This is a genomic window from Paenibacillus sp. Soil724D2 (assembly GCF_001427935.1).
Classification (GTDB): Bacteria; Bacillota; Bacilli; order Paenibacillales; family NBRC-103111; genus Paenibacillus_E.
Genome location: NZ_LMRY01000013.1, coordinates 41879 through 54327, shown reverse-complemented (window position 1 = coordinate 54327; position 12449 = coordinate 41879). Strand labels below are relative to the sequence as shown.

Annotated in this window: 15 protein-coding genes; 13 read left to right on the top strand and 2 right to left on the bottom strand. The window is 44.4% G+C overall.

Annotated features, from left to right (window positions below):
- Positions 1–19 precede the first annotated feature (19 nt).
- Positions 20–1366 (top strand): glycoside hydrolase family 30 protein, encoded by a 1347-nt coding sequence (locus ASG85_RS15075; RefSeq protein WP_057301362.1) that lies wholly within the window; start codon positions 20–22, stop codon positions 1364–1366.
- On the top strand, positions 1363–2820 hold the full coding sequence (locus ASG85_RS15070) for a glycoside hydrolase family 30 protein (RefSeq protein ID WP_156396598.1): 1458 nt from the start codon (positions 1363–1365) through the stop codon (positions 2818–2820). Before ASG85_RS15075 ends, ASG85_RS15070 begins: the two co-directional genes overlap by 4 nt.
- A 55-nt stretch (positions 2821–2875) precedes the next feature.
- On the opposite strand, the gene ASG85_RS37875 is transcribed toward ASG85_RS15070, so the two are convergent.
- Both ASG85_RS37875 and ASG85_RS15065 read right to left on the bottom strand, forming a co-directional pair.
- Complete coding sequence (locus ASG85_RS37875; protein ID WP_154669613.1) at positions 2876–3028, bottom strand: hypothetical protein; 153 nt, start codon at positions 3026–3028, stop codon at positions 2876–2878.
- Between the two features lie 104 nt (positions 3029–3132).
- Positions 3133–3888, bottom strand: coding sequence for an ArsR/SmtB family transcription factor (locus ASG85_RS15065; RefSeq protein WP_060646706.1), 756 nt, complete (start codon positions 3886–3888; stop codon positions 3133–3135).
- Positions 3889–4145: 257 nt separating this feature from the next.
- On the opposite strand from ASG85_RS15065, the gene ASG85_RS15060 reads away from it, so the two are divergent.
- From ASG85_RS15060 to ASG85_RS15010, 11 genes are all read left to right on the top strand, one after another.
- A complete protein-coding gene (locus tag ASG85_RS15060) occupies positions 4146–4493 on the top strand; it encodes an ester cyclase (RefSeq protein ID WP_057301360.1) in 348 nt (115 codons plus the stop codon).
- Between the two features lie 27 nt (positions 4494–4520).
- Positions 4521–4919 carry an ester cyclase gene (locus ASG85_RS15055; RefSeq protein WP_414858737.1) on the top strand — a complete coding sequence of 133 codons (399 nt, stop codon included), beginning with the start codon at positions 4521–4523 and terminating at the stop codon, positions 4917–4919.
- Between the two features lie 90 nt (positions 4920–5009).
- Positions 5010–5546 carry an NADPH-dependent FMN reductase gene (locus tag ASG85_RS15050; protein ID WP_057301358.1) on the top strand — a complete coding sequence of 179 codons (537 nt, stop codon included), beginning with the start codon at positions 5010–5012 and terminating at the stop codon, positions 5544–5546.
- 157 nt (positions 5547–5703) lie between these two features.
- Positions 5704–6357 carry a M48 family metallopeptidase gene (locus ASG85_RS15045; RefSeq protein ID WP_060646704.1) on the top strand — a complete coding sequence of 218 codons (654 nt, stop codon included), beginning with the start codon at positions 5704–5706 and terminating at the stop codon, positions 6355–6357.
- 172 nt (positions 6358–6529) lie between these two features.
- Positions 6530–7228, top strand: coding sequence for a hypothetical protein (locus tag ASG85_RS15040; RefSeq protein ID WP_060646703.1), 699 nt, complete (start codon positions 6530–6532; stop codon positions 7226–7228).
- A 148-nt stretch (positions 7229–7376) separates the two neighbouring features.
- A complete protein-coding gene (locus ASG85_RS15035) occupies positions 7377–7658 on the top strand; it encodes a hypothetical protein (protein ID WP_162257263.1) in 282 nt (93 codons plus the stop codon).
- A gap of 308 nt (positions 7659–7966) precedes the next feature.
- Positions 7967–9118 carry a serine hydrolase domain-containing protein gene (locus ASG85_RS15030; RefSeq protein ID WP_060646701.1) on the top strand — a complete coding sequence of 384 codons (1152 nt, stop codon included), beginning with the start codon at positions 7967–7969 and terminating at the stop codon, positions 9116–9118.
- 147 nt (positions 9119–9265) lie between these two features.
- Positions 9266–9622 carry a DUF3870 domain-containing protein gene (locus ASG85_RS15025; RefSeq protein ID WP_057301354.1) on the top strand — a complete coding sequence of 119 codons (357 nt, stop codon included), beginning with the start codon at positions 9266–9268 and terminating at the stop codon, positions 9620–9622.
- Between the two features lie 124 nt (positions 9623–9746).
- On the top strand, positions 9747–10571 hold the full coding sequence (locus ASG85_RS15020) for a M55 family metallopeptidase (protein WP_060646700.1): 825 nt from the start codon (positions 9747–9749) through the stop codon (positions 10569–10571).
- A gap of 21 nt (positions 10572–10592) precedes the next feature.
- The gene (locus tag ASG85_RS15015) at positions 10593–11525 is read left to right on the top strand and encodes an ABC transporter permease (protein WP_156396589.1); all 933 of its coding nucleotides are present in this window, start codon (positions 10593–10595) and stop codon (positions 11523–11525) included.
- 1 nt (position 11526) lies between these two features.
- Positions 11527–12444 (top strand): ABC transporter permease, encoded by a 918-nt coding sequence (locus tag ASG85_RS15010; protein WP_060646699.1) that lies wholly within the window; start codon positions 11527–11529, stop codon positions 12442–12444.
- The last annotated feature ends 5 nt before the right edge of the window (positions 12445–12449 follow it).

Sequence of the window (12449 nt, the reverse complement as noted above, 5' to 3'; positions counted from 1 at the left end):
GGGTTGAGGAGCTGACGTTATGAGCAACGTGCAAGTATGGCAATCGACGATGGATGAGTCGAAAAAATTAACACAAATGGAATCGCTTACATTTTCCGAAAGTAATAAGGATATAACTGATTACTTGATCATTATTGACGAAGAGGTCACTTATCAGCAGATGGACGGTTTTGGAGCTTCTTTTACCGATGCCTCGGCCTGGCTGGTGTATAACGCTTTAACTGAGGAGCTTAGGGGTGATCTCATACGGAAGCTATTTGACCGGGAGGAGGGCATTGGGATTTCGTTCATACGTCAGCCGATGGGAGCTAGTGATTTCGCATGGAAGATCTATAGCTATAACGATGTCGAGCCTGGAGAAAGCGACTATGAGCTTGCAAGGTTTTCAATCGATCACGATCGGACCTACATTATACCTGTTATCCATCAGGCTTTGCAGCTGAACCCTGAGCTCAAGGTGATGGCTTCGCCATGGAGCGCACCGGGCTGGATGAAGACTTCCGATGCGATGATCGGCGGCACGTTGAAGCCGGATTGCTACGGGGTTTATGCAGATTATTTCGTCAAGTTTCTAGATGCCTATCAAGCGGAGGGGATTCCAATCTATGCGGTTACCATGCAAAACGAGCCGGGCTACGAGCCGAAGGAATACCCGGGCATGATTGTGAAGCCGGCGGAAGAAGCCGCGTTTATCAAATCGCACTTAGGACCACGCCTAGCTAAGCGGAAGTTGCCGACCAAGATCATGTGCTACGACCATAACTGGGACGCTCCCGGCCATCCTCGTGAGATCTACGAAGACCGCGAAGCTAGCAAGTATATCGCAGGAACCGCATGGCACGTGTACGGAGGGCGCCACGAGGCAATGTCGCAGATTAAGGAACAGTTCCCGGATAAGGATGTTTGGTTTACCGAGGCATCCGGAGGGCAGTGGATTCCGCCGTTCCACGACGCGTTCATGGACCAGATGAAGCATGTGATCCGTACGACTAGAAACTGGTCGAAGTCAGTTATTTGGTGGAACATAGCTCTGGATGAGAACAACGGACCTACCGTCCTGTCCCGTAGCACGTGCCGCGGCGTGGTCAAGATCAATCAGCAGACAGGAGAGCTTACGTATAATCTTGATTACTACACCCTCGGACATATCAGCAAGTTTGTGAGTCCAGGTGCTTATCGGATCGAATCCAACACGTTCGAAGACGACTTGGAAACGGTAGCGTTTCGCAACGTGGATGGTTCCAAGGTATTGATTGTTTCAAACCGAACGACGAAGCCGAAAACGTTCACCGTTGCAATCTATGAAAGGACATTCGAGTACACGATTGATGGGGAAGCAGCCGTTACTTTTAAGTGGGAACGATGAGGGGTAAATCAATACCGATTGTGTTGGGCATGATCATTGTGCTGATTGCGATGCTCGGCTTCCATAAGTACGGTCTTCATTCATCACAAAGCCCAGTGAACATGTGGATCACCACAGCCGATCAAAGTAAGCTGCTTCATCAAGAGGCGGATCTAGTTTGGGTAAAGGACAACACACCGAATAATACTACCATTGTCATCGACTGGGAGAAGGAGTATCAGCAGATTGATGGCTTCGGTGCGGCTATGACGGATTCGTCCGCCTGGTTGATTGCGAACAAGCTGAATTCTGAGCAAAGAAGCGATCTGATGAATAAGTTGTTCGATCATAAGCAAGGCATCGGCGTTAGCTATTTGCGGCTCCCGATGGGAGCCACGGATTTCTCTTTAAAGAGCTACACGTACGATGATGTGCCAGAAGGGCAAACGGATCCGAATCTGCATAACTTTTCGATCGATTATGACAAAGCTTACATCATCCCGACCCTGCGCAAGGCCAAGGACCTCAATCCGGATCTGAAAATCATGGGCTCTCCCTGGAGCGCGCCGGCCTGGATGAAGATGTCAGACTCCTTGATTAAAGGAAGCTTGAATCCGGACTTTTATCAAGCCTACGCTGATTATTTCACGAAGTTCGTTCAGGCTTATGCTGCAGAAGGGTTGTCAATCGATGCTATCACGCCGCAGAATGAGCCCCACTTCGAGCCTGACGGATACCCGGGGATGAGAATGGAACCGGCTGATCAAGCGAATTTTATCAAATCTCATCTGGGTCCAGCCTTTGAGAAGGCAAAGCTTGGAACGAAGATCGTGATATGGGATCACAACTGGGATGAACCGTACTTTCCGATTCAGATTCTGACCGACCCGGAAGCAAGCAAGTACATTGCAGGCTCTGCGTTCCACGGTTATGCAGGCGAAGTGTCCAGCCAGCAGAAGGTGCACGACTTGTTTCCGAATAAAGACATTTACTTCACGGAGAGCTCGGGAGGAAATTGGGCCCCTGATTTCGCGGGCAGTCTGAAGTGGGATATGCAGAACCTCATCATCGGCTCGACTCGCTACTTCGCAAAGACGGTGCTGAAGTGGAATTTGGCCCTTGATGAATTGAATGGACCAAAGAACGGGGGCTGTCCCAACTGCCGCGGCTTCGTGAAAATCGATCAAAAGACCGGGGCAATCTCCTATAACCCGGAGTATTATTCATTTGGGCATGCGAGTAAGTTTATAAGGGCTGGAGCATATAGGATTGATTCGAACACGCTGGGCAGCGGAAATATCGAGGACGTCGCCTTCCGAAATCCGGACGGATCCGAGGTGCTCATCGCGTTTAATTCAGCTGCGGAGAGAAGGAAGTTCAAGGTGCAGCGGGGAAACAAGTCGTTCTCCTACACGCTTCCGGCTGGCGCGGCAGCTACATTCGTATGGACGGGAGAGAAGAGAAGCACGAAGTAAGGCGAGATTCATAAGTCATTAATAAATAAAACCGCCATATTAGGCGGTTAAAGAACTAAGGTTCATCGATATATTCTTCTTCGTTCGGGATGCTGTTCAAAAGGTTTTTGTCTATTTTTTTCTGATCTTGCTCGGTGTTGGTGTCGCAGTTAACAATACAATTCATTATTTCTTCGGAGTTGTCCTGAATATTTGTGTACTCAACCATGTTTGAACCTCCTTTCATTGAATTAGAGTTTCCAAGATCAAACCAATTATTCGAGAAGTGATTTGGACGCTAATGTAGAAACATCGTTTTCTCAATTGCTATTATTAATCAATAGTGAGTGTTGACCCGGTTTCAAGCAATGTCTTCATTCCCGAAAGTACAACCGGTAGACCCATTTCAAGAATCTTTGCAGTGTTTATGGCCTGTTCAAACTCATCATGCACGACGGTTACAAGGGTCACACCGTTTAACTCGTTATGTGAATCAATTTCCCACGTTATACGTGAAGGGCTCTCAGAGGCCGTGTCTGGAAAAGCGGGGAACTGCCAACTCAAAACCAGCTTATGCGGAGGAGCTATTTCGAGAATGATCCCTTCTGCTAGTTTTTTCTCCTCTGGGTTCCATAGTTCGAAAGAGGAGCCGATCTCCCAGTTGGATCGGATCGAGCAATTGTACCAAAACTTAGACGTCTTGGCCGGATCTGTAAGGGCTTGCCAAACTTGTTCGGGTGTCGCTTTAATAGCAATCCGATTTACATGTCGAGGTTTGTTCTCCATATTCGTTTCACGCTCCAATTCGTTTTTAAGAGATGTTAATTCGATAGCCCAGGGCTCGGCGTATTTGCTCACCCATCTGTCGTAAATTTGCCGTATGGGCACTGAATTTAGATAATGCAGCTTTTCTCTGCCAACTTTTCTGGTGGTAATGAGGTTAGCTTCCTCCAGAATATTAAGATGCTTCATTACACCGAATCTTGACATTTGTAAAGGGGTACAAAGATCGTTCAACGTTCGCCCATCAGTTGCGTGAAGCAGGTCTAAGAGTGTGCGACGGCTCGGATCAGCAAGTGCCTTAAATATATCGTTATCTACTTGGAACGCCTCCTTCTAACAGTATGCTTACGAGCATGCTTTTTTTGTTATTGACATGTTACCAAATGGTAACGTATTATAAAGGTGACAGTATAGTCACATATTAGCACAAACAAGTTTGATTGTCAGCCGGCGACAAACAGACCCATCTAACTCGACTAGATATTTTAACATAATCACCCAGTTTGAAAAATATTGTTGTCTCAAAGCATTTCAATTAAGCACAAAAAAGGAGATGTTTTATTATGAAATCGATTGAACAGAAAAACATTGAAACGGTAACAGCGTTTATTGAGGCTTTCTCGAATCAAAATGATTTGGATCGTACAGATCAATTTTTTTCTAACCAAATAGGGGAAGCATTTTCTGATAAACACTACTCCGTGGAAGAGGTCATAGCCCAAGGGGAGAAGGTAATAGCAAGAATTTTTATGACAGGTACGCATAAAGGTACGTTTGCAGGAAATTCACCTACGGGCAATTTAATTAAAGCCACTCAGTTTCGTGAATTTCGAGTAGTAGATGGCAAGATTGTCGAGCATCGTGGTTGGTTCGATACAGCGTCACTTTTGCCCCAAATTAAAGCCAATTAACCAAAACAAAGGAGATGTATTATTGTGATGACTATTGAACAGAAAAATATTGAAACGGTAACAGCGTTTATCGAGTCTTTTTGGAATCAAAGTGATATGGATAGTACAGAACAATTTTTGTCAACTGATTATCAAGAGCACTCTTATCAATCTAAAGAAGGTCTGAAACAATTTGCTGGAAAAATATTAGAGGCCTTTCCTGATAAACACTACACCATGGAAGAGATCATAGCCCAAGGGGAGAAGGTAATCGTAAGAATGGTTGTGAAAGGTACCCATAAAGGGGTGTTTTTTGGAAACTCACCTACGGGAAATTCAATTGATGTCACGCTGTACCGTCAATATCGAGTCGTAGATGGTAAGATTGCCGAACATCGCGGTTGGATTGATATGATGACAATGTGGCGCCAAATACAAGGCAATTAATTTCCGCATGCAATCAATTAGCAACAGTGAATACATGCAGAATCAAATCATACACTCAAAATAGGAATTCATATCGAGGAGGCACATTATATGTTGAAAATCGGAATCATATTGGGAAGTACAAGACCTGGACGGGTGAGTCCACAAGTTGGAAATTGGGTCAAGGAAATTGCAGATAAACGCGGAGATGCCAACTACGAGTTAGTGGATATCGCAGATTACAAATTGCCCTTTTTTGGTGACGCGGGCAGCGAAGAACAAATCAAAAATTGGACTGAAAAATTGAAAAGCCTTGATGGGTTTGTATTTATTACGCCAGAATACAATCACAGCATTACTGGTGCTTTGAAAAATGCACTTGATTTAGCACGTGAGGAATGGAATAACAAAGCTGCGGGTATCATCAGTTATGGCTCAACTGGCGGGGCACGAGCGGCTGAACATTTGAGAGGAATATTAGGAGAGTTACTAGTTGCTGATGTGAAAGCACATCCAACCTTTTCGATATTTACTGATTTTGAGAATTATAGCTCATTTAAGCCAGCTGAATTGCATCTCAATAATATAAAGCTTATGCTGGATCAATTAATAGCATGGAGTGGAGCGCTTCAAACACTGCGCAAGTAGGTGTAGACTATAGACTATACGATTACCAGATAAGAAACGCTTGGTCCTTCAACTTAGGGATCATGCGTTTTTTATTTATTTGCAAAATAAACGGATTAGTGATTTGATACATACATAAATACGATTTATAAATAACCTTATAGGAACGATGATGATTATGAAAATTGAATTTGAAAATGAAACGATAGAATTTAATGTTCAATATGGAATTAGAAAAAAGATTACGATTCATATCGATTCTATGGGTTTCATAACCGTTAAAGCTCCTAATGATACAAGTAAGGAGATGGTTATGAGTGCTGTGAAGCAACATGGGAAAACGATCCTGGAGAAATTACAACTCATTGCGAAAGCACGAGAAACTCCGAAGACAAGAGAGTATCAGGATAACGGAAAGTTTCTTCATCTTGGGAAATATTATTTTCTTCATGAATTAATCGAGACGAATGAGTTAAATGAAGAAGAATTGAGAATGAATCTTAAGAAATTCTATTTCTCAAGCTGCAAGAAGATTATAGGGGAACGAATCAAAATTTATCAAACTCAACTGAAAGTAAAACCCAAAATCATTGAGGTAGATGAGTCCAAAACCAAGTGGGGAAGCTGCAGCTCGGATAAAAAAATAACCTTCAATTATCGGTTAGCCATGGCGCCAGTTGAAGTTATTGATTATGTCATCATCCATGAGCTATGTCATCTTCTTCATATGAATCATGATCGATCATTCTGGAGACGTGTAGGAAGCATTATGCCGGATTATAAAGAAAAGGAAGCGTATTTGATAAGGCATGGGCATGCTATGACACTTTGAGAAACGAGAATAACAATAGGAAAAGTCAGCCGGTCTAAGTAGATCAGCTGACTTTTTTCTTTGCAAACATTCAGCGGAATATCACACAATGTGTGATCCAAAGGTAGTAACATCGCATTTATATTACAAATTATGGTATTATGTTTAAGGGTTAATGGAATGAGGGGGAAATATGGGAGCAAATAAGTTTACTGGAATACTTGCGATAATTGTCATTGCGGGCACGATCTCTTTGGCCGTTGTACATGATTCTGTAAATCGTAAAGTTAAGGACTTTGCAATAACAATTGATAACAAAACAGATGCTTCGACATGGTTAGCGACTCCAGAATCGTTATTTGACGGAAATGAAAACATGAAACTTAAGCCTTTACTAGGCCCGATGTCAGGGGCAGTTGCACTACATTACCAAGGGTCAAGTCAAATGCTAGCTGTCAATATCGAATACTGGAAAGACGGCGTGAAAACAAATATATCGAGTGGTATGGGAACGACCTTTCAGGGAAAAAACAATCAAGGTAATTATCAATATGACGGAGATTTCGTATATTCGTTTCAGGACCGTCATGATCCGAGTGGAACTGTATATAGTGAACTGGTTTATGCATTTATTTCCGAAAGTGGTTACGCCAGCACGGCCGTCAGGGTTGACAAACCAGCTGGGCTGAACATCATAGGGGAGATGAGATTGCAACAGAAGGAAAAAGTCCCGCTTGATGAAAGTACGATAGTTTGGGGGTTGCAGGGTACTGATAAGCAACAGATGTTATCTTACTCTTCAATTGCTGAGACTCTTCAAAGCGTGCAGTGGGCGATGGTCGTTCGGGTTGGGTTTAATGCTAATAAGTATCTAACGAGGAACGTTAACTAATATAAAACGCTAATGAAGCAGGCGCCGCGGCGACCTGCTTTTTTTTTGTGATAGTGGACAGGTTAAAGTGATGAATATCATTCCTTTTGGAAAACTTATCAATGTAGTTTAACAAAGGGGGATTTTTCAAATAAAGAAAATGGGTGTAGTGACTGTTATTACGGTGGCAGATGGATTTAATGAGTTCATTAAGTTTAATGTGCCTGTAAACGAGAATGGAGATGGAAAAGGCACGGCTTTAATCACTCTTAGAAGGATTAGACCTGATGTTCGCAATGAACCATCCTTCGATGCTGCATTTCATCGTTTTACTGTTTTTGGTATGTTGGATTATTACTCCAATCAAATCGGACTTGCAAAACAGGAACAGATTAAAGGTGCAGATGGCTTTGGTGAAGTTGATATGCCTTGGAGTTCAAAGTTGAAGTAAACATGCTGGGAAAATTAATCTTGATTATTACGTTATTTTTGTGACTTTTGATGCATAATCAGCTATCAAGCCTGAATATACATCAATTTAATGACATTAATAATTAATATGGATAAATAAAGGTATTACTAACGTAATCCTAAGAAAACAGTCAAACCATCGGCAGCTCGAGGTTTGACTGTTTTTGCGTATTGCCAAAAGCCCGCGTTTTGCTAACAAAAAAAATGCTACACAGCAGGAATAGACTTTATTATAATGTAAATATATCGAAAAATTCTTTTGCCAAAAAAGGACAAAGGAGGAACGCCTTGAAATCTTTGGATGAACGGATCCAACAGATTATGGACAAGCATCGGATCGTTGGTTTAGCAGCATCGATGATTTATGAAGGGCGTAAGATTTGGAGTGGAGGGTATGGATGGGCGAATGTGGAAAGGCGCATACCCGTTTCGACTCAAACCATTTTCCGGATTGCTTCCATTTCGAAGACAGTGGTCGCGACAGCGATTATGCAGCTTGTGGAGAAGGGCTTATGCGGTATCGATCAGGATGTAGGAGACCTACTTGGGTTTCCGGTGGGTAATCCAAAGTATCCAGATAAACCGATAACGCTCAAGCACATCATGACCCATACTTCGGGGCTGCAAGATGAATATGTTCGGTTTGTCGTTGATTCGCGAAGTGAGAACCCGCCACAAAAACGTCTTGCGGATATTTTACTGCCAGGCGGAACTTATTACACGGACAACCTCTGGGGAGAAGGGAAGCCTGGGGATCCGGATTGCTTTGAATATTCAAATCTGGGTGCCGTCATCTTGGCAACTGTCGTGGAACAGCTTTCGAATGAGCGTTTTGACGAATATTGCAAATGTCATTTGTTCGAACCGCTTCAAATGAACGAGACGAGTTTTCATATCGGCGATCTGAAGGATATGGATTCCGTTGCTGTGCTTTACGAATATTCCGATGTTGATGATCGATTTGTGGTAGGAACGGACGATTTTCGTGGAAGAAAACCGGACGCAATCGATTACAGCGGATATGTTCCGGGCACCAACGGAGCGCTTTTTAGCCCACAAGGCGGTCTGCGCACAAATGTGGATGACTTAACGCGTTTTTTGAAAGCGCATATAAATACGGGTGAATTGAACGGCGTTCAAATCCTGAAGCCTGAGACAGTGGATCTTATGCACTCCCCTCATTGGTCGGGACATCGGCGAGCCGGCTTCTTCCGTAATTGCGGGCTCCAGTTTCAGATTACAGACGATCTGATCCCGGGGCACAGACTTATTGGACATTCCGGTGATGCTTATGGACTGCTTAGCGATATGTATTTTCATAAACAGGAAAAATGGGGCTTTATTTTGCTGATGAACGGTCTTATCCAACGAAAAGAGCAGGGTGTTTATTTTGAAGCAGAAGAAGAGCTTACACGCTTATTGCATGCCACTTTCCTCTAGTAAGTGATTCATTATTTACAACATGTTAATTCGATGTTAGAATATATTACATCATTAGTATTCTAGCTTCTGGCGGTCGTAGGAAGCAATACCCTTCCCACATCCCGCTCGGAAACCGAACAGAATGCTAATTAGGAGAGTGGTCGTTTGCTATACGACAAAGACACAATTTATGTTATCGGCGACGCTCAAGCTTCCGTGAACAATCCCATTACCCAGCAGTACAACGCATTTTTTATCGGACTTGTCGTGGATACCACTAGCCATAAAATTATCGATGCAGGATGTTCATCCACAATTCCGCTCACATCCGATTTTGTCCGCTCAATCTTTATCGGTCACAATATGCTGCTCCTTGATGTGGTGACGGAGGAAATCCGACGCAGATATCATGGATCATCCCAAAAGGCTCTGATCGTAGCGTATAAAGACGCACAAAAAAAATATAAATTAGCACTTAACGGCCGGGAAGAACTGGGTTTCCAATCTTCCGGTACAGTGTAAGCTGCTTTATTTATCCGTATGGAAACATACACGTAAATAAAACCCAGCAAATAGTCTCTTGGAATGAATGTTCCCAAGGCTGTTTGCTGGGTTTTTGCAACTCTACACTATGGGGGGATAACCTATGAAACTGTATATTTCCATTGATATGGAAGGCATCACCGGACTTGTCGATAACACGTTTATCGATTCTAGACAGTACAACTACACACGTGGGCAGCACATCATGACGGATGAAGCTAATCATGTTATAGGAACTGCTTTTGATGAAGGCTGCAAGGAAGTCATTGTCAATGATAGTCACTCCAAAATGAACAATCTGTTGATCGAGAAGCTCCATCCCGAAACACAGTTGATCTCAGGTGATGTGAAGCCTTTTTCTATGGTACAGGGACTGGACGCTTCTTTCGAAGGGGCCGCTTTTCTTGGCTATCATACTAGAGCTGCTACCAAAGGGGTACTAAGTCATACGATGATCTTCGGAGTACGAAATATGTACATTAATGATAGAGTAATTGGCGAACTGGGTTTTAATGCTTATGTTGCCGGACATTACGGCGTACCTGTTCTATTGGTAGCTGGGGACGATGAGACTGCGATTGAAGCGGAGGAGCTTATTCCGGGAATCACGACAGCGATTGTGAAAAGGAGGATTTCACGGACTTCGGCTTTGTGCCTAACCCCGGAAAAAAGCGGACAGCTGCTCCGGGAGAAAACGAAGGAAGCATTGGTTAACCGCAGCAAGGTCAAGCCGCTCGTACCTCCCGATAATCCGGTACTGAAGATTGAATTTGCCAACTATGGTCAGGCAGAATGGGCTCACTTGATGCCGGGCACGACCATTGATGATAATAGCCCAATTGTTACTTTTCAGGCTAATAATATTCTAGAAGCCTACCGAGCCATGCTGGTTATGACGGAATTGGCGATGAGAACGGCATTTTGTTAAAAGGCGGGAGTGGGTGATAGCGTGGCACAATATATTCTTCGTAGGTTTATCTCCATGATTGTCACACTGTGGCTAATAATTACGGTTACTTTTGCTCTGATGCATGCTGTTCCAGGGTCTCCGTTTGAAAAGGATGGTAAGAATTCGAACCCGACGGCGGTTGAGAACATGATGACGTTTTACCATTTGGACAAACCCGTTTCTACCCAGTATCTGCTTTATCTAAAATCACTGCTTTCATTGGACCTTGGACCGTCCATCGGTCACTTTCCCGATACCGTCAATTCAATGATCGACAGGGGATTTCCAGTTTCATTTAAGCTCGGTATTGTGTCCATCCTTATTTCTATCGTGACCGGTATCGCTCTCGGCACTGTCGCTGCGTTGAGGCAGAACCGAATCATCGACTACCTCGCCATGATCTTTGCCGTTATTGGCATTGCGGTACCTAACTTCATTGTGGCGACCTTGCTGATCAAATATGTTGCAGTCGAGTGGAAGCTCCTTCCGGTAGCTACTTGGGGAACTTGGAAACATGTCATCCTGCCCGCACTTGCGTTATCGACAGGGCCTCTTGCGATCATTGCAAGATTGACAAGGGCCAGCATGTTGGAAGTGTTGACGGCAGATTACATTGAAACGGCAAGGGCCAAAGGACTGTCGCCCGCAACAATTGTCATTAAGCACGCGCTCCGTAATGCGGTGCTTCCGGTTATCACACTGCTTGGCGCTTTGGTAGCCAACGTTCTCACGGGGAGCTTCGTTATCGAAAAGATTTTCGCCATTCCGGGAATGGGCAAATATTTCGTTGATGGCATTAATAATCGGGATTACTCGCTGATTATGGGAACGACTGTTTTCTATAGCGCTCTTTTGGTCTTTATGATGTTCTTGGTAGATATCACCTACGGCATCATTGACCCCCGCATCAAGCTGCACAGGAAGGAGGGGTAGGATGAACGTTCCAGATTCCTTATTTGTCCCCATGAACAAGAGTAAAGGTACGGCTGAAGCGATTGTCCGAATACGGCTGTCGTTCTGGCAGGAGGCATGGATTAGGCTTCGTGCAAACAAGCTGGCCATGGTGGGGTTAATCATCGTTCTATTGATGTCGCTGCTGGCCATCCTTGGACCGTTCCTTACCGATCATAGCTTCTCGAAACAGGTGCTGCTCGATGCCAATCAAAAACCATCGGCAGCCCACTGGTTCGGTACGGATGAACTTGGACGTGACGTCTATGCCCGTATCCTTTATGGAGCACGCATCTCGCTATTCATCGGTCTCATGGCTGCTTTGATCGATTTTCTAATTGGCATTATATATGGCGGCATCGCCGGTTACTTAGGCGGACGGATCGACAATCTCATGATGCGGTTCGTCGATCTTTTGTACGGGATTCCTTATTTGCTTGTCGTCATCCTGTTGATGGTCGTCATGGGGCCAGGCCTATTGACCATTATCGTGGCTTTAAGTGCCACAGGCTGGATCGGAATGGCACGCATCGTGCGTGGGCAAGTGCTTAGTTTGAAATCATCGGAGTACGTGCTGGCGGCAAGGACATTAGGCGGAGGCGCGGGTTATATTATCCGCAAACATTTGCTGCCCAACGCGCTTGGAGTCATTATCGTGCAAGTGACGTTCTCGGTGCCATCGGCCATCTTCGCAGAAGCGTTCTTAAGCTTTCTTGGCCTAGGGATTCAGCCTCCCTTGGCAAGCTGGGGCGTCATGGCCAACGACGGCCTGTCGACCATTTTGTCAGGCCAATGGTGGCGGCTGTTCTATCCGGCGTTTTTCATATCGATGACCATGCTTGCCTTTAACTTGGTGGGCGATGGACTGCAGGACGCTTTTAATCCGAAGAGGAGGAGGTAGCCAAC